Source organism: Noviherbaspirillum sedimenti, from assembly GCF_003590835.1.
In the GTDB taxonomy this organism is placed as follows: Bacteria; Pseudomonadota; Gammaproteobacteria; order Burkholderiales; family Burkholderiaceae_D; genus Paucimonas; species Paucimonas sedimenti.
Genome location: NZ_QYUQ01000002.1, coordinates 1067262 through 1084227, shown reverse-complemented (window position 1 = coordinate 1084227; position 16966 = coordinate 1067262). Strand labels below are relative to the sequence as shown.

General features: G+C 57.2%; 16 protein-coding genes and 1 pseudogene. 12 read left to right on the top strand and 5 right to left on the bottom strand.

Annotated features, from left to right (window positions below):
- Positions 1-51: 51 nt before the first annotated feature.
- The 3 genes from D3878_RS05115 to D3878_RS05105 all read right to left on the bottom strand — a co-directional run bounded on the left by D3878_RS05115 (position 52) and on the right by D3878_RS05105 (position 2176).
- A complete protein-coding gene (locus D3878_RS05115) occupies positions 52-243 on the bottom strand; it encodes a 2-hydroxymuconate tautomerase (protein WP_119784489.1) in 192 nt (63 codons plus the stop codon).
- 323 nt (positions 244-566) lie between these two features.
- A complete protein-coding gene (locus D3878_RS05110; protein ID WP_119784488.1) occupies positions 567-1451 on the bottom strand; it encodes a LysR family transcriptional regulator in 885 nt (294 codons plus the stop codon).
- Positions 1452-1522: 71 nt separating this feature from the next.
- Entirely contained in the window at positions 1523-2176 is a 654-nt protein-coding gene (locus D3878_RS05105; protein ID WP_199688090.1) for a TetR/AcrR family transcriptional regulator, read from the bottom strand.
- A gap of 280 nt (positions 2177-2456) precedes the next feature.
- On the opposite strand from D3878_RS05105, the gene mhpA reads away from it, so the two are divergent.
- The 6 genes from mhpA (at position 2457) to D3878_RS05075 (ending at position 8795) form a co-directional block, all read left to right on the top strand.
- Positions 2457-4055 (top strand): bifunctional 3-(3-hydroxy-phenyl)propionate/3-hydroxycinnamic acid hydroxylase MhpA, encoded by a 1599-nt coding sequence (gene mhpA, locus D3878_RS05100; RefSeq protein ID WP_119784486.1) that lies wholly within the window; start codon positions 2457-2459, stop codon positions 4053-4055.
- 14 nt (positions 4056-4069) lie between these two features.
- On the top strand, positions 4070-5128 hold the full coding sequence (locus D3878_RS05095) for a maleylacetate reductase (RefSeq protein ID WP_119784485.1): 1059 nt from the start codon (positions 4070-4072) through the stop codon (positions 5126-5128).
- Positions 5129-5162: 34 nt separating this feature from the next.
- The gene (locus D3878_RS05090; protein WP_119784484.1) at positions 5163-6020 is read left to right on the top strand and encodes an intradiol ring-cleavage dioxygenase; all 858 of its coding nucleotides are present in this window, start codon (positions 5163-5165) and stop codon (positions 6018-6020) included.
- Positions 6021-6031: 11 nt separating this feature from the next.
- Positions 6032-6337: a YciI family protein gene (locus D3878_RS05085; RefSeq protein ID WP_119784483.1), complete on the top strand. Its 306-nt coding sequence runs from the start codon at positions 6032-6034 to the stop codon at positions 6335-6337.
- 71 nt (positions 6338-6408) lie between these two features.
- The gene (locus D3878_RS05080; RefSeq protein WP_119784482.1) at positions 6409-7320 is read left to right on the top strand and encodes a SphA family protein; all 912 of its coding nucleotides are present in this window, start codon (positions 6409-6411) and stop codon (positions 7318-7320) included.
- A 215-nt stretch (positions 7321-7535) separates the two neighbouring features.
- Positions 7536-8795, top strand: a complete 1260-nt coding sequence (locus D3878_RS05075) for an MFS transporter (protein ID WP_119787713.1) — start codon at positions 7536-7538, stop codon at positions 8793-8795.
- Between the two features lie 92 nt (positions 8796-8887).
- Here the strand turns inward: D3878_RS05075 and map are convergent, their stop codons facing one another.
- Complete coding sequence (map, locus tag D3878_RS05070) at positions 8888-9682, bottom strand: type I methionyl aminopeptidase (RefSeq protein WP_119784481.1); 795 nt, start codon at positions 9680-9682, stop codon at positions 8888-8890.
- A 74-nt stretch (positions 9683-9756) separates the two neighbouring features.
- Positions 9757-10092, bottom strand: a complete 336-nt coding sequence (gene fdxA, locus D3878_RS05065) for a ferredoxin FdxA (protein ID WP_119787712.1) — start codon at positions 10090-10092, stop codon at positions 9757-9759.
- 230 nt (positions 10093-10322) lie between these two features.
- Here fdxA and D3878_RS05060 point away from each other — a divergent pair.
- From D3878_RS05060 to D3878_RS05030, 6 genes and pseudogenes are all read left to right on the top strand, one after another.
- Positions 10323-11123 (top strand): annotated as a pseudogene (locus tag D3878_RS05060) (alpha-hydroxy acid oxidase); the annotation flags it as partial.
- 228 nt (positions 11124-11351) lie between these two features.
- Positions 11352-12326 carry a GSU2403 family nucleotidyltransferase fold protein gene (locus D3878_RS05055; protein WP_199688088.1) on the top strand — a complete coding sequence of 325 codons (975 nt, stop codon included), beginning with the start codon at positions 11352-11354 and terminating at the stop codon, positions 12324-12326.
- Positions 12327-12408: 82 nt separating this feature from the next.
- The gene (locus tag D3878_RS05050; protein ID WP_233556234.1) at positions 12409-12876 is read left to right on the top strand and encodes a MarR family winged helix-turn-helix transcriptional regulator; all 468 of its coding nucleotides are present in this window, start codon (positions 12409-12411) and stop codon (positions 12874-12876) included.
- Between the two features lie 180 nt (positions 12877-13056).
- On the top strand, positions 13057-13443 hold the full coding sequence (locus D3878_RS05045; RefSeq protein ID WP_119784480.1) for a nuclear transport factor 2 family protein: 387 nt from the start codon (positions 13057-13059) through the stop codon (positions 13441-13443).
- A 535-nt stretch (positions 13444-13978) separates the two neighbouring features.
- Positions 13979-14743: a DUF3348 domain-containing protein gene (locus D3878_RS05035; RefSeq protein ID WP_119784479.1), complete on the top strand. Its 765-nt coding sequence runs from the start codon at positions 13979-13981 to the stop codon at positions 14741-14743.
- Entirely contained in the window at positions 14740-16962 is a 2223-nt protein-coding gene (locus D3878_RS05030) for a DUF802 domain-containing protein (RefSeq protein WP_233556233.1), read from the top strand. Before D3878_RS05035 ends, D3878_RS05030 begins: the two co-directional genes overlap by 4 nt.
- The last annotated feature ends 4 nt before the right edge of the window (positions 16963-16966 follow it).

Sequence of the window (16966 nt, the reverse complement as noted above, 5' to 3'; positions counted from 1 at the left end):
CACGAGCAGTGGAAGACACTTTCGGTGGCGAACCGGTGCATAGTGCCGGTATTAACGTCCCAAGTCCTTGGCGGTTTGTCCGGCAACGCCCCAGTCGGTACTCGGGACCTCCTGAATCCATACACGGACCGATTCCTTGGGTATTTCTACCGCTTCGGAAATCGCAGCGGTTACCTTCTCGATGACGGCTTTCCTCTGCTCTTCCGTGCGTCCCTTGATCATAAAGATTTGTGCTACTGGCATGGCATGCTCCTCGCAGGTTATTGATGACGGATGCAGGCGAACGGTGGCTGGTACAGAAGACGATTGCCGCCTGCTTGATCGACTCCCGGGCTGGAAGCCGAAGCCCTCCTTCAAAAACACGCCCGCCTTTCGCAGAACATCGTCGGCAATAAGGTGCGCTGCGAAGGCGGGGCAACGTGCGACATGTTCTCCCGCTAACAGCAGTGATGTCCAATGCCGATTGGGTCTGCAACTATTCCGGACTGGCATGGAAGCTGGTCCGGCGGACGACGGCCGCGTACCAAGCCTTTGCTTGCACCGCCCCTGGGCGATGTAGCAGGCTGTCAGCAGGCGATGGCTTTGTCGATCGCGGTGCGGAAATCCCCCAGATGGCTGGTCGTATCGCCCCTGCGGGTGGCCATGATCAGCGGTGTCGTAACGCCGGCGTCGGATAGGGTAATGTAGGCGACGTCGCTACGGCTCAGGCGCTGCACCGACTCCGGAAGGAATGTGACCCCGACGCCGGCTGCAACCAGACCTACCGCCGTCTGCAATCCGTTGGTTTCATAGGTCCGGCCGACTTCAATTCCACGCACGCTGAACTGGTGCAGGATCTGGTCTGCCAAGCTGGGCCGCGGGGCCATGGGGTAAAGGATCAAAACCTCGTCGACGACGCGTTTAATGGAAATGCTCTGTTCTTGTGCTAATGCGCTCGGCGCTGGCACCGCCAGGACCAATCGCTCTTCCGACAGCAGAATGTTGTGGATCGCCGGGTCCGGAATAGGGACTCGAGAAAAACCGAGATCGATTCGCCCTGCCTTGAGCGCCTCGGCTTGCTGAACAGAGGTCAATTCGGACAGCGCGATGTCGAGATGGGCATTCTCGACCGAGAACTGGTGCAGCACTTTGGGCAGGAAGGTGTACAGTACCGAAGGTGCAAAGCCAATGCCAACCCAACGCTTGCTGCCGTCGCCGAGTCTGCGGGTGGCTGTTTTGATCTCTTGCAAACGCGCCAGGACCTGCGCTGACTGCTCGTGAAAGAAAGCACCGGCATTGGTCAGCTTGAGTGGCCGTGTCGAGCGGTCGACCAGCTGTGCGCCAAGTTCTACTTCCAGCTGCTGCACCTGGCGCGACAGTGCCGGCTGGGCGACGTGCAGGAGCTCGGCCGCGCGACTGAAGTTGAGCGTGCTGGCGAGCGCCTCGAAATATTTTAGCTGCCTCAGTTCCATATATTCTCCCGAAGAGTAGTTGCAGAGATGAGGTCTTTCATAGGACCGCAGGGCACTGGCGCAGCGGCAACTCATATGGCTGGCGCCAGGGCTAACGCTTCGTCGGCTCCCATGCCGTTCATGCAGAGCAATCGAATAACGATTTCCCTTTTTACGTCACCGGCCAGCTGTCCAGCATTGATGGAAAGACTTGCCCCTACGATCGCGTGAGAAGTCAGCCGCCACACCAGGTCAGCGTCAGGAGTATTGAATCGTCCTGCTTCGACAGCGCGACGAATATCTCTGATCGCGAAAGGCCCCATCCGTCGATATAAGGCATCAGCGATGACCTCCGAACGGTACAGCAACTGCTTCCAGTTCAGATTATTGGTTGCCTCATTGAGCACAGTGGCGATGCCAAATGCATAGACTCGCGCGGCATCGTCGACAGAGGATGTCTGCTTCTCAATCTGCAGGGCGAGATCATGCATCATCTCCTCCAGCACCGCGATGGCCAGCTCGTCCTTCGATTTGAAGTAGTTGTAAACCGTGCCCGCGCCCACATCGGCGAGCTGAGCGATCTCCAGCATCGTCGCTGCATCGATACCCTTCTCCGCCATCACGGTGCAAGCCGCGCTGATCAACGCCTCGCGGTTTCGACGACGCCTGCGTGCAACCCGTCCCTCCACCTCAATTTCAGTTCCCGATGAGCTCATTAGTACTCCAGATTCAGTAATGACGATCATTCTAATTCGAATTAAGCCGATGCGAACGTCCGTTCGTGGCCAGGATGCGCAAGCAGTTGCATGTATGACCATCGGCACGACAGGCATCGTGCGCATAAAAAACAGAAAAATGAACATAGATCGTAGTTGACGATTATTCAGATATGACGTATATTCTTAAAACGGTGATGACAGATATTCACACCAGAAATATCACGTTTCCCTGTGGATCCGATGCATTTCAGGAACCGCGGCGAACGGGATCATCGCCTTTCCATGATTAGCGTTTGAGGAGACAACCATGAATTACGCAGATTCGTTTGATACGGACGTAGCCATTGTCGGCGGGGGCCCAGTGGGTACGCTACTTGCCATCCTGCTTGGCCAGAAGGGCAAGCGAGTGACGCTGGTCGAACGCTGGCCGCAAGCGTACTGTCGTCCGCGAGCGGTGACCTTCGACCATGAGATCGCGCGCATCCTGGCAAGCTTGGGAATTGATTCCGAGAAAGATCCGGCCATCACCTACCATGATGAGCTCTACTATTGGAAGAACGTGCAGGGCGAAACCCTGCAGATCGTCGATTGGCAGAGCAAGTCGGCATCCGGCTGGCGCGTGCGCTACTGGTTCAACCAGCCAGATCTCGAGGCACGCCTGACGTCGATCGTAGACACCATCCCCAATGTCACGCAGATCCGCGGCTGGGAAGGCGTCGGGCTGGCACAGGACGACGAAGGGGTCACGCTGTCACTGCGGCGCACCCCGATGGAAGGCCAGTCGGCCGGCGGCGAAGCATCCACCCTGCGCGCCAAATTTGCGGTTGGCGCCGACGGGGCAAACAGTTTCGTACGACAGTCACTGGGCATCGAAAACCAGGACAACGGCTACTTCTTCGACTGGCTGATCCTGGACATGATCCCTGCGGAGAAATACGATGCGCAGCCCGCACAGTGGCAGCTGTGCGATCCCAAGCGTCCCACCACCATTGTCCCAGGCGGCCCGGGCCGGCGCCGCTGGGAATTCATGGTTCTGCCAGGCGAATCGGCCGACGAGATCCAGACGCCTGAACGCGCCTGGGCGCTGCTGGAGCCATGGGGCATGACGCCAGAAAACGCCGAGCTCGAACGCAGTGCGGTTTATCGCTTCCAGGCACGCTGGGCAAAAAACTGGAACAAGGGACGTTGCGCAATCGCCGGCGACGCTGCCCACCTGATGCCGCCATTCGCCGGCGAAGGCATGTGCGCGGGTGTGCGTGATGCCGTAGCGCTGGGCTGGCGTCTGAACGCCATCCTGGAAGGCAAGCTCGAGGCCGATGTACTCGACAGCTACACCACCGAGCGACTTGAACACGCGAAGCACTACATCGAATTTAGCCAGGATCTGGGCAAAATCATCTGCATCGTGGATGAACATGAAGCCGCCGAGCGTGATGCGCGAATGAAGGCCGATCTGGCCGCGCGCAATAACGAACCGGTGCCGACGGACATCTGCCATCTTGGCCCGGGAGTCTGGTGCCCCGACACGCCGCACGCCGGCGAGCTGTCCACGCAGGGCGTGGTCGAGGTAAACGGCAAACGTGATCGCTTCGACCAGGTCTGCGGCCACGGCTGGATCGTCATCGGCATGAATGCCGATCCGGCCAAGGTACTGACCCCGGAGCAACTCGAACAACTTGCTTTTCTTGACGGCAGAACCACACAGATTGGTACGCCTGGTACGTCTTGTGACGCAGTCGATGTTGAGGGTACTTACGCTAGCTGGCTCGATTCCATCGACGCACGCTACGTCATCGTTCGGCCTGATTTTTACGTGGCGGCCACTGCCAGCGACGCTGAATCCCTGCGCTGCCGCTTTGACGAAGTTATGGCGAAATTGCATGTTCGCGTGGCGGCGATCGCTTGACTCGGAGCACATCTATGACTTCTCATTTTTCATACGATATCAATCCGGGGCGGATCCTGTTCGGCCCAGGCACGATCAATGCCGTTGCCGCAGAAATCGAGCGCCTGGGCAGGAAGCGGGCCTTGATCCTGTCAACGCCGTTCCAGCGAGCGGACGCACAGGCGCTGCAGGCACAGATCGGGTCGATGGCGGCAGGGATCTTCTGCGAGGCGGCAATGCACACGCCTGTCGACGTCACGCTCAGGGCAATGGAGGCCTTCAACGCTGCGGATGCGGACTGTATTGTGGCGCTGGGCGGCGGGTCGACAATTGGGTTGGGCAAGGCCATCGCGTACCGCAATAACGCTCCTCAAATCGTCGTGGCCACGACGTACGCGGGCTCCGAGGTTACGCCGATTCTTGGCCAGACCGAAAACGGCATGAAAACGACTGTAAGGCACCCCAGTATCCTGCCCGAGGTTGTGATCTATGACCCCAACCTCACCACCGCACTACCTGTCGCAATGAGCGTTACGAGCGGGCTGAACGCGATGGCGCACGCGGTCGAGGCGGTGTACGCGCGCGATCGAAACCCTGTTACATCGATGATGGCTGTCGAGGGAGTACGGGCCTTGCGCGACGCACTGGGTGTCATCGTGCACCATCCCGACGACCTCGCTGCACGGGCGGATGCACTGTACGGCTCGTGGCTGTGCGGTTCGGCGCTGGGAACCGTCGGCATGGCACTGCATCATAAGCTCTGCCATACGCTGGGCGGCAGCTTTGATTTGCCCCATGCAGAAACCCACGCGATCCTCTTGCCCCATTCGGCAGCCTATAACGCGCACGCTGCGGCCGATGCGCTGCAACCCATAGCAGAGCTCTTTGGCGGCTCCATCGGTAGCGGGCTCTATGACTTTGCCGCATCACTGGGTGCGCCGCTGGCACTGCGGGACCTGGGCCTCAAGGAAAAGCAGCTTGATCTTGCCGCTGACCTTGCCGTGAAAAACCCGTACTGGAATCCCCGCCCGGTTGAACGGGAGGCTGTCCGCCTCTTGTTGCAACGTGCCTGGAAAGGCGTGCGACCGGAATAAACGGTCGCCCTAATTGTTTGAAAGGATTAGCGAAATGTCTGCATTTTTTACTGAAGAAGATTCTGTCGGGGCCGTCAATTCACGTATGGGGGCCGACATCAATCCCCGCCTTCGGGAAGTCATGGCCGGCCTGGTGAAACACCTCCACGCGTTCACCAAGGAAGTTCAGCTCACGCAGCGGGAGTGGGAGCTCGCGATCGACTTTCTGACGCAAACCGGCCAGATCTGCAGTGGTGAGCGGCAGGAATTTATCCTGTTGAGCGACACACTCGGCGTGTCGATGCTGGTCGACGCGATTAACCATCGCCGTCCTTCCAGCGCCACCGAAAACACCGTCCTGGGTCCCTTCCACGTTACTGGCGCGCCGGAACGCGAGATGAACGCACAAATTTCGCTCGATGGCAAAGGCGAAAGCTGCCTGTTCGAGGGCCGGGTCGTCGATATCAATGGTAATCCTGTGCCTGGCGCCAGGATCGATGTGTGGTCCGACAATGCGGAAGGCTTTTACGACGTCCAGCAACCTGGCGTCCAGCCAAAATGGAACAACCGGGGCGTGTTCACCACAGGTATTGACGGCAAATACAGTTTCGTCGGCATCAAGCCGGTGTCCTACCCGATCCCATACGATGGCCCGGTTGGCAAAATGCTTGCCGCGCTCGGGCGTCACCCGTACCGCCCTGCGCACATCCACTTTATCGTTACCGCGAAAGAGTTTGAGACGGTGGTGACGCACACCTTCGTCGGCGATGACCCCTACATCACGTCTGACGCTGTATTCGGTGTAAAGCAAACGCTCGTGGCACCGTTCGAACGCGCAGAAAGTGGACAGACTGCATGGCGGTCGACATTCGATTTCGTGCTGACGCCGATGGGCTTTCACCATACATCCTGAGGAGAAGAGCCATGCTTTACGCATTCATGCTGGAGGACGATCCCGCGCGCAGTGACATTCGTCAACGATTGCGCCAAGCGCACGTCGCCTACCTGCAAGCGGTAGCCGAGCAGATCGCATTTGCCGGTCCCTTTACCGATGACGACGGTCAGGCAATGTCGGGCAGTCTGCTCGTGATCGAGTTTCCGTCGCGCGCCGTCGCACAGGAGTGGATGGCAGGCGAACCGTATAACAGGGCTGGTCTCTATGCGAGCAGCACGATTCAAACGTTCGTCAATCGCTGGCCGCAGAAAGCCGGATTCCCAAGCGCGCACTGAGTCCGTGCGGCGCTGCACGCGCCTGGTAACGGGCGGTGACGACAATTATTCGAACAATCGGAGACATACAGATGCCATTATTAAAGCGACAGCAGTTTTTCACAGCGCTACAGCCCCTCATTTTGTCATTCGGCATTGCATGCGCCGTCGAAGGCCATGCCGCCGAGGGCGGCAGCACCGTCTATCCTCTCGGCGTCGAGAATTTCGTGGCAGGTGCGCTACCGCCGCCAGGATACTACGGCATGCTCTTTGGCCAACACTATCGTGCAACGACGCTGAAAGATAAAGACGGCAACACTGTTCCAGTACCTTTCGAACTGACTGCCGATGTCGTCGCTCCCCGTCTTATCCATGTAACAGATCAAACAGTGGCAGGGGGCAATCTGGCGTTTCACGCAATTTTCCCAGTGGTTCATCTTGATGTGAGAGTGGGTCCGCGCCGCCAGACCCGATCCGGTCTCGGTGACATCACCACGGGCTTCTCGATCGGTTGGCACCACACTCCCAAACTGCACAGTCTTGCCGGCGTGGACGTGTTTGTACCTACCGGGCGCTACAAGAAGGACGACCTGGCCAACATCGGACGCAATTACTGGGCGGCCGAACCGCTGTATGTTGTGAGTTATATCGACCCAAATGGCTTTAATGCAGATATTAAGCTGGGTTATATATTCAACCGAACGAACACGGACACCGACTACCGGTCCGGACAAGAATTCCACTTCGACTACGCACTCGGTTGGGGCTTCGCGAATAACTGGACTGCCGGGGTCGGCGGCTACGTCTATCAGCAGACGACGTCGGACCGCCAGGGTAGCAACGATCTCGCAGGCAGTAAAGGCCGTGCATTCTCCATCGGTCCTTCCATCAAATACGATAGCGGGAAAGGCTGGTTCGTCACCGCGAAGTGGCAAAAAGAGATGGCCGTACGCAATCGCCCGGAAGGCAGTGCGTTCTGGGTAAAGGCAGCCTTTCCGCTCTAAAGGCATCCAGCTTCAATCTTTGCAGCAGCAAGCCTTTCGTCATCCCGATGAGAGGGGGAAGTATCTCGCGCCTTACTTTGCAAACCTGGGAGCCTCCCATTTCCGCATGTCCATGATGCGCCGGAATTGAGAAGAACTCCAAGGAGCTGACTTATTGGCGCGAACTGTTTTTGGCAACTCACACACGTTCAACGAAATGAATTGAGGAGATGGAGATGAATAGCATTGACAAGTGGGATACCCGCTACGAGTGGAAGGCCATCATATTGCTGGCACTCGGCTTCGGTTTGGTCGGCATTGACCGTTTCATGATCCTGCCACTCTTTCCCGTGATGGCAAAAGAGCTGCACCTGGACTATCAGGATCTTGGCTACATAACAGGCGTCCTGGCAGTCGCTTGGGGAGTTTCCGCGCTGTTCATGGGAAATCTTTCCGATCGGTTCGGCCACCGGAAGGTCATTATTCCCGCCATAATTATCTTTTCGCTACTGGCAGGTTTCAGTGGCTTTGCAGCGAGCGCAGGAGCCCTCATGATGATTCGCGCCTTCATGGGTTTTGCTGAAGGCGCCTACACACCGGCGAGCATTGTCGCAACGATGGACGCCTCAGAACCAAGGCGGCAGGGGCGAAACGTAGGCATCCAGCAGGCAGCAATGCCGCTTTTCGGGCTCGGCTTTGCACCGATTCTGGTCACTCAACTGCTAAAGGTCGTGGAGTGGCACTGGATTTTTGCGATGGTGTCGGTGCCAGGTTTGATTATTGCCTATTTATTGTACAAGTCGCTGCGTAATACCAACGTTTCCGTTGCAGCTCTGCATACGGCAACGCACGACACTACCCAACATCGATGGACTGCCGTTTTCCGCTATCGGAACATTCCGCTCAATATGGTGGGCATGCTTTGCTGGCTAACGACACTCGTAATCCTGAGCGCCCTTTTTCCGAGCTATCTTATTGACTATCTTCATCTGAACTTGGAACAGATGGGATTCATTTTGTCCGCAATCGGCTTTGGCGGCACGTTAGGCACCTTGGTTATGCCGGCGCTATCAGACCGGATTGGCCGCAAGCCTGTCATGTTGATCTCGGTGATCGGTGCAGCGGCAGGCCTGCTGATGCTGATGCGCAGCGGCGACGATCCATATCGTCTCTTCGCCTGCCTGCTGCTAACCTTATTTTGCATATTCAGCATGATCTGCCTGACCGTAGGCCCACTCAGTGCGGAATCAGTGCCTGCGAAATTGATGTCGACTGCTTCGGGGATTGTCATTGGTACAGGCGAAATCTTTGGTGGCGGAGCGGCTCCAGCGATCGCAGGCTACGTTGCGAAGCACTTCGGCATACAGTACATCTTGCATCTCGCATTAGGCAGCATGCTTATTGGCTTCCTGGTGGTACTGGCATTAAAGGAAACTGCGCCGGTTCACGCAAAAAAAAGAGCATCGGAAAAAATCGCGCGTTCCAATGCCATCTAATGAGTAACTCATGGCGTGCGCCCATTTGCCACCCAATGGCGCACTCTATTTTTATCAGCACGCCGAAACGCCCCAAATGAATTCGATTGTTGTCAGGCGATGGCCGGGTACTCGCCGAGGCCATCCGGCCATGGCGTCAGGATCTCGAAGCCGCTGGCGGTCACTGCCACCATGTGTTCCCATTGGGCGGAAAGCGAATGGTCGCGGGTGACCACCGTCCAGCCGTCGGGCAATTCCCTCACGTCGCGCTTGCCTGCATTGATCATCGGTTCGATGGTGAAGATCATGCCTTCTTCAAGGCGCAGGCCTTCGCCGGGGTTGCCGTAATGGAGCACCTGGGGGGCATCGTGATAGACCTTGCCGATGCCATGTCCGCAATACTCGCGCACGACGCTGAATCCCTCCCGGTGGGCGACCGTCTGGATCGCGTGCCCGACATCGCCGAGGGTCGCGCCGGGGCGCACCTGCAGGATGCCGGCGCGCATGGCTTCATAGGTGACATTGACCAGCCGGCGGGCGAGCTGGCTGGGTTCGCCCACAAAGTACATGCGGCTGGTATCGCCGAACCAGCCATCCTTGATGATCGCCACATCGATATTGATGATGTCGCCCTTCTTCAGGATCTTGGTGGGGGAGGGGATGCCATGGCAAACCACATGGTTGACCGAAGCGCACACCGTCTTGGTAAAACCGTGATAGCCGACATTTGCGGGAATGACCTTCAACTCATCGACGATGTAATCGTGGCAGAGCCGGTCCAGTTCCTCGGTGCTGACGCCAGGTTTTACATGCGGGGCGATCATGCGCAGCACATCGGCAGCCAGCTTGCCAGCCTCTCGGGACTTCGCGATTTCTTCGGCCGATTTGATCGGAACGTTTTTGCTCATTGAATCTTCTCACTAATCTATGACAGACTTGCCATGAAAGACAGGTACGCGCCTGCTTGAGTTCAGTCTGTCATTCAGGCTGTCAGTAAAAGCAGATGCTTCTTGGCCATCACTGATTTCCATTTTTCATGGTCCGGTAGCGGCGCTTTCTTGCGTGTAATCCTTGGCCATCTAGGGTCACGCGCCCGCTCCTCATTCAAGGCGATATACGGTTGCTGTGCCTCATCTGCTTCAGCAGCGTTGACGATGGCATTGACCGGGCACTCTGATACGCACATTGAGCAATCGATGCAGCCATCGGGGTCGATGGCGAGAAAATTGGGGCCCTCGACAAAACAGTCCATTGGACAGACTTCGACACAGTCGGTGTACTTGCACTGGATGCAGGGCTCGGTAACGATAAATGGCATGTAAAAGGCGTTGGGATAAAGGCGCGCGGCCACCTTGATGATGCTGCCAAAATGGTTGATAATGTCTATAATTATGAGTACTGAACGCGATAATGTCAATCAGCCGCAGGGCGCCTCGGACGACGATCTGCTGGAGCTGATGCACGCCGCAATGTGCGCCTTTCCCTCGCGCAAACCTCTGCGAATATCCTGAAAAAGAAGGGCATGACCCGGCTGTTTGGTACACTTAAGATGTCGCCGCCCATACCAGCAAGCCATTCTGGATGCAGGTCTACTTCCTGAAGGACCGCAATTTCATGGGCCGCCTGATCGAGCGCGCGAAAGCTGCGAAATGCTCGGCGCTGGTGCTGACGCTCGATCTGCAAATTCTTGGACAGCGGCACAAAGATTTGAAAAACGGCCTGTCGGCCCCGCCCAAGCTTACCGTGCCCAATATATTGAACATGATGACCAAGCCAGCCTGGTGCTGGGGCATGCTCAACACGCGGCGCCATAGCTTCGGCAACATCGTCGGCCATGCCAGCAACGTGTCGGACATGTCGTCGCTGGCATCCTGGACGGCGGAGCAGTTCGACCCGGCGCTGTCGTGGGACGACGTGCAATGGGTCAGGAAGCGCTGGGATGGCAAGCTGATCATCAAGGGCATCATGGATCCCGAGGATGCGCGCCTTGCCGCAAAGAGCGGCGCCGATGCCCTGATCGTATCGAATCATGGCGGCCGCCAGCTCGACGGCGCGGAATCGTCGATCGCGGCGCTGCCGGCGATCGTGGACGCGGTCGGCGACGCCATCGAAATCCACCTGGACAGTGGGATTCGTTCCGGACAGGATGTGATCAAGGCGCTGGCGCTTGGCGCCAGGGGCGTGTACATTGGCCGCGCTTTTCTTTACGGCCTGGGCGCAATGGGCGAGGCCGGCGTCACCAGGTGCCTGGAGATCATCCGGAAAGAACTGGACGTCACCATGGCGCTTTGCGGCCTGACCGATGTGAAGAAGGTCGACAAGAAGATCCTGTTGCCGGGTACGTATTGAACGCTACCGTCGATTCAGGGAGAAATGAAATTCATGCCCGATGACCGGCTCATCAGCGAATTCAAAGCAAGGCGCCCCCATGGTCATGGGATTTCACAAGGACAGATGCAAGCCATGCATTCATGAGAGGCGCGCATATTCGCCCGCAGGAAAAAGACACAATTTTTGGCAAATTAAATTATGTAAGTCATTGAATTTAATGTTTTTTCGGTATAAATTACAAAATCTATGAAAAATACCGAAAAGCCCATTCTGCTAGAACGAGCAGCGGACGCCATGCGTCAGTATATCGATGCGGTCGCCACTTTTGAGGCGTACGAAGAGGCATTGACTGAGGCAGCCCAAGTCCGGGGTGGCATGTACTGGCACAAAGGCCCGGAGTCCGCCCCTAATGCTGTCTATCTGGTGCGTACCAGTCCTGGCGGTAGCGAGAAAAGCCTGGGACCACGATCGTCCGAGACGGAGGCAATTTATGCAAGCTTCCGGCAACGCAAGGAATCTGCTGAGCAGCGACTGGATGGCTTGAAGACTGCGCTAGTCAAGCACAAGAGAATGAATCGCGCCCTCCGGGTGGGACGCGTTGCCCCGCTCATCGTGGAAATTCTTAATCGCTTGAGCGCCACCAGGCTTGGCGAGCACTTCCGCGTGGTCGGTACGCATGCACTGTATGCTTATGAGTCGGCTGCAGGTGTGACCTTCGATGATGCTGCCGTCGCCACACGCGACATCGATCTGCTATGGGACGTGCGCAAGCGCGTTGCGTTTGCAACTGCTTTGAATCATGTTGACACTTCAATGTTGGGTGTGTTGCGGAAAGTCGACCCGAGTTTCCGAATCCGATCTTCGCAAAAATACACCGCCGTGAACAAGGATGGTTTTGAGGTCGACATTATTCGGCGAGAACAAGTTGCTGATGATCCGCATCCGGTCCGGCTGAGTGCAGATGAGGAAGACTTCTGGGTGGTACAGGCACCACGCGCCCAGGAGTTGCTGGATTCCCCTCAATTTTCGGCCGTCATCGTTGCCACCAATGGCGATATGGCGAGAATGAACACGCTCGATCCGATGGCATTTGTCCGTTTCAAGCAATGGATGAGTACATTACCCGAACGAGACCCGCTCAAACGACGACGAGACGCACTGCAAGCCAGAGTAGTCGAAGAAGTTGTTCGGGAATATCTGCCGCATTTGGCCAAGGATTGAGATTGACCCCCTATGCGTGATGGCGACGATATTATCAAGTATCTTGATGAGCGCATCAAGATACTTGATAATATCCATCATTATGAGCAATCCACTTGACAATATCAACCAAACCCACGGCGCATCCGAGGACGATGTCCTCGAGTTGATGCACACCGCCATGCATGCCTATCGTTCACTGCAGAATCACTTGCTTCGCGATATTTCCCACGGCATTACGCAAATGGACAGCCGGGTGCTGCGCTACTTCGAGCGCCATCCCGGCGCGACCTTGAGCGACCTGGCTCACTATAGCGGACGCGACAAGGCGCAGTTGACGCGTCTGATCAGGGGTTTGCGGGATCAAGCCTTGCTGCAAAGCGAGGTCGATGAAAGCGACCGGCGCAGCACGAGGATTTCATTGACCGCTGCGGGAAAGGCGGTGCAGCGCAGCCTGCAGCAGCAGGCAAGGCAGATGAGCGCCAAAGCGGTCGAAGGCATGAGCGCCGCGCAGCAGCAACAATTGCGCGAATTGTTGCGGCGGGTGAACCGGAATCTGGAGATTCCGTAAAGGGTCAAAAACCGGTCAGCCCGCCATGCGCCGCAGCGTGTCGTCTTTTTTGACGAAAGGATGGAACAAGGCGATACCGAACATTGTCGGCCATGACATCGAAACGCCCAACCCGACTGGATTACTGCCAATACCTGCTGGTAAGCCAAATCAACTGGAACCATGAATTATGGAGCGCTCATGAGTACGCAACTGGAACGCAACAAACAAAACGTCACCGCCTTCTACGACCTGATGTTCAATCAATGTCAGCCGCGCGAGGCGGCACGTCAATATATCGGCGATACCTACATTCAACACAATCCCCATGTGGCCGACGGCGTTGACGCTTTCATCGCATATTTTGAACGGATGGCCAGCGAATATCCGGGCAAGCGTGTACATTTCAAGCAGGTGATCGCCGAGGGAAATCTCGTCGTGCTGCATTGTTTTCAGCAATGGCCGGGCGACCATGACTGGGCCGGCATCGACATTTTCCGCCTGGATGATACCGGCAAAATTGTCGAACACTGGGATGTGTTGCAAATCGTGCCGGACAATTCCGCCAACAACAATACGATGTTCTGACAATGCGACCGAACCTCAAACCTTGATGATTACGAAAGGAGTCCAACATGATGCTCGACTGGAATGACTACCAAAAGCAATTGCTGACCCGATGCAGCCGCCAAGCATGGCGCTACGCACGAGGAAGTTGCTGAAGCGCTTGGTGTGGCCATTGCCTGAAAGCAGAGATCGCCGCTGCCCACGGTCTATTGTTCGTCACGCCCGAATACAATCGCTCACGACCGCCTCGACATCGCGCTCGAGGCCGTTAGTAAGTAAATCATGCCCAGCTGCGGCCAGCAACAAAGGCGTCTAAACATCTAAAAAGGCTGGTATGCTCCGTTTGAGTTTCATACCCCTCCGAGATATAATCGCCGCTTGATGTAAGCCATGAAATGGTCGCCAAAGGCGACTTTTTTTTCGCCGGGCCGACGGAAATGCGCCAGATTCGCCAAAATACGCCAAAAACATGCCCAAAACGCGTGTTCATGCGGAGAAACGGTGTGAGCCACTAGTCGCCTGGTCCCTGTTTTTTTGATTTTGATAGCCCCTGCCTATGGCGCGAGTCTTGCCGCGTACGAATTTCCACAGTTCAAAACTCATTCGCTGTCTCGCAGACATGGCGATGGTGGATGCTGTCGAGCCGGGCAATGCTTTCGCAGAAAAACTGGGGCTGTGGGTACACTTTACCGACGCAATCATCCTGTCCGCTGTGCACAACGACAGCATTGCCGGCTTGCCAAAAATGCATTCCGAGGCGCAATCTGCCGCGTGTGTTGCCGTCGGCGTCGAATTCGATCGGATACGGGGTAGCCTGGTGAATGCGATCACGAAGAGTTGCTCGCCCAACTTGGGCAAGTCACACAACGAGTTGCCCGTACCACAACTTGCACTGCCCATGGACCTCGCGGCTGCTGTCGTGCCGTATCGTCGGTTTTATGAGGCGCATCAACGCGACATGGAATTGCGCATTCACCCCCTGCGGGTCAATGTCCGGGAAGCGCTTGCGAAGGCGTCCCCGACGCTCAAGAAGCTTGCCGACCTGGATGCGGCGTTCGAGGGGATACTGCGCGAGCGCGAGAGCAAATTGCTCTCGACGGTGCCGGGGCTTCTCAAAAAACGTTTTGAACAATTATTCAAAGAACATCAACAGAAGCTTGTCGATACTCAGCAGGCAGACAACCCTGCCGGTTGGATGCAAGCGGGAGGCTGGCTGGCGCGTTTTTGCAATGAACTGCAAACGCTGCTGCTGGCTGAAGTGGAGCTGCGCCTGCAACCTGCGATGGGGCTCATCGAAGCAATCACACAAGATAAGCAATGATGAAAAAATTAAATAAGCATTTATTTGCAGCCGCCTTCCTCCTGGGGGCACTCGGGGTAATTTGGGTGGGGGTCGGGTTCATCGACTCCAGTTTTCTGGCGCTGGCGATGACGGCCATCATCGGCGCAGTCTATGTGTTTGGCGCGCTCGAACTGCGTCAGTTTCGTCAGGCGACGGCCACCTTGGCGGACGCGCTGGCGGCGATTCCTGAAAGTCTGGCAAACCTTGCAGACCTCGCAGGTCTCGATAAGTGGCTGGCCAGCGTGCATCCTTCGCTGCAAAACCCCGTGCGTTTGCGCATCGAGGGCGAACGTGTCGGCTTGCCCGGTCCCACCCTCACGCCGTATCTGGTCGGGCTGCTGGTGATGCTGGGGATGCTCGGCACTTTCCTGGGAATGGCCGTCACGCTCAAGGGCGCAGTCTTTGCATTGGAAAAAACCACCGATCTGCAGGCGATGCGCTCCGCACTTGCGGTGCCGGTCTCGGGATTGGGGCTGGCGTTCGGCACCTCGGTGGCAGGGGTTGCCGCCTCCGCGATGCTGGGCTTGATGTCCGCACTCAGCCGACGCGAAAGAATGCTGGCAGCGCAACTGCTGGACACCAGGATCGCCACGGTATTGCGCCGCTTTTCACTCACCCATCAGCGCCAGGAAACCTTCAAGGCGCTGCAGTTGCAATCCCAGGCCTTGCCTGCCGTCGTCGATCAATTGCAGGCGATGATGACGCAGATGGCGGATATGAACCAGCAGCTGGGCCAACAATTGAGCCAGCGCCTGCTCGGCAATCAGGAAGACTTTCACAGCAATGTGAAAGGCGTATATACCGATCTGGCACGCGCAGTCGATCAATCCCTGCGCGAAAGCTTGAGCCAAAGCGCGCAGGCTGCCGGCGAAAGTATCAAGCCCGTGGTCGAGGCGGCGATGAGCGGGATTGCGCGTGAAGCGAATCTGATGCACGAACGCATGACCGAGAAAGTAGAGCGGCAACTCGACGGGCTTTCCGCGCGCTTCGGCGTTACCGCCACCACCGTGGCCGAAACCTGGACGGCGGCACTCAGCAGCCACGAACAGGCAAGCGCCGGCATCGTCGCCAGTGTGGGCCGCTCACTGGATGCCTTCACCGCGACATTCGAGCAGCGTTCCGGCGCCCTCGTGGCCACGGTTGGCGAGACTTACACCAGCCTGCAGACCGCACAGGCAGAACGCGACAAACAGCAACAGCAGTCCTGGACACAGTCGCTGGAAACAATGGCGGCATCGCTCACCCGCGAATTGCAGCAAACGGGCGCACAAACGCTATCCCAGCAGCAGCAAATCTGCGACAGCCTGACCCGGACCGCGCAAGACATCACCGACCATGCCCAGGCCAGCGCCGGCAAGACGCTCGCCGAATCCACACGTCTGATTGCGAGCGCAGAAGAATTGATGCGCTCCCGCATTGCCTCCGAAGCCCAGTGGATCGACCAGCATCGCGAACGCATGGATCAACTGGCCAGCCTGTTGCGCGCTGAAATCGGCGCACTCAGGGATGCAGAAGCTGCGCGCGGCAATGCAGCGGTGGAACGGCTGGGGCAATTACAAACTGCGCTGGCAAGTCATTTGACCACGCTGGGCACCGCGCTGGAAGAACCGATCGCGCGGCTCATCCAGACTGCCTCGGAAGCGCCACGCGCTGCGGCGGAAGTGATTGGGCAATTGCGCCAGGAAATCTCCAACAGTGTCGCGCGCGACAACGAACTGCTTGAGGAACGCAGCCGCATCATGGCAACGCTCAATGCACTGCTCGATGCGATCAATCATGCGTCGCTGGAGCAGCGCGCCGTGATCGATTCCCTGGTTTCCTCTTCCGCGACGGCACTCGACGCGACGGCCAGCGCGTTTTCAGACAATGTTGCCATTGAGGCCGCCAAACTCTCCGACAGCGCCGCCCACGTCACCAGCAGCGCGGTCGACGTGGCGAGCCTCTCCGAAGCTTTTGGTTTTGCCGTGCACGCGTTCAATGAAGCCAATGACAAGCTGATTGCTAGCCTGCAGCGCATCGAGGGTGCGATGGACAAATCCATGTCGAGAAGCGACGAACAACTCGCCTATTACGTGGCGCAGGCGCGTGAAATCATTGACCTCTCCATGACGTCGCAAAAAGAAATCTTTGAAGAGTTGCGACAACTGCCGCGACAACTGCCGACCACGCAAGCCAAGTATGCCGAAGAGGTCCGGTAGTGGA

Excerpts from the sequence above, each read along its gene's own strand:
- D3878_RS05115 (WP_119784489.1), bottom strand. The coding sequence starts at position 243 with ATGCCAGTAGCACAAATCTTTATGATCAAGGGACGCACGGAAGAGCAG.
- D3878_RS05110 (WP_119784488.1), bottom strand. The coding sequence starts at position 1,451 with ATGGAACTGAGGCAGCTAAAATATTTCGAGGCGCTCGCCAGCACGCTC.
- D3878_RS05105 (WP_199688090.1), bottom strand. The coding sequence starts at position 2,176 with ATGATCGTCATTACTGAATCTGGAGTACTAATGAGCTCATCGGGAACT.
- mhpA (WP_119784486.1), top strand. The coding sequence starts at position 2,457 with ATGAATTACGCAGATTCGTTTGATACGGACGTAGCCATTGTCGGCGGG.
- D3878_RS05095 (WP_119784485.1), top strand. The coding sequence starts at position 4,070 with ATGACTTCTCATTTTTCATACGATATCAATCCGGGGCGGATCCTGTTC.
- D3878_RS05090 (WP_119784484.1), top strand. The coding sequence starts at position 5,163 with ATGTCTGCATTTTTTACTGAAGAAGATTCTGTCGGGGCCGTCAATTCA.
- D3878_RS05085 (WP_119784483.1), top strand. The coding sequence starts at position 6,032 with ATGCTTTACGCATTCATGCTGGAGGACGATCCCGCGCGCAGTGACATT.
- D3878_RS05080 (WP_119784482.1), top strand. The coding sequence starts at position 6,409 with ATGCCATTATTAAAGCGACAGCAGTTTTTCACAGCGCTACAGCCCCTC.
- D3878_RS05075 (WP_119787713.1), top strand. The coding sequence starts at position 7,536 with ATGAATAGCATTGACAAGTGGGATACCCGCTACGAGTGGAAGGCCATC.
- map (WP_119784481.1), bottom strand. The coding sequence starts at position 9,682 with ATGAGCAAAAACGTTCCGATCAAATCGGCCGAAGAAATCGCGAAGTCC.
- fdxA (WP_119787712.1), bottom strand. The coding sequence starts at position 10,092 with ATGCCATTTATCGTTACCGAGCCCTGCATCCAGTGCAAGTACACCGAC.
- D3878_RS05055 (WP_199688088.1), top strand. The coding sequence starts at position 11,352 with ATGAAAAATACCGAAAAGCCCATTCTGCTAGAACGAGCAGCGGACGCC.
- D3878_RS05050 (WP_233556234.1), top strand. The coding sequence starts at position 12,409 with ATGAGCAATCCACTTGACAATATCAACCAAACCCACGGCGCATCCGAG.
- D3878_RS05045 (WP_119784480.1), top strand. The coding sequence starts at position 13,057 with ATGAGTACGCAACTGGAACGCAACAAACAAAACGTCACCGCCTTCTAC.
- D3878_RS05035 (WP_119784479.1), top strand. The coding sequence starts at position 13,979 with ATGGCGCGAGTCTTGCCGCGTACGAATTTCCACAGTTCAAAACTCATT.
- D3878_RS05030 (WP_233556233.1), top strand. The coding sequence starts at position 14,740 with ATGATGAAAAAATTAAATAAGCATTTATTTGCAGCCGCCTTCCTCCTG.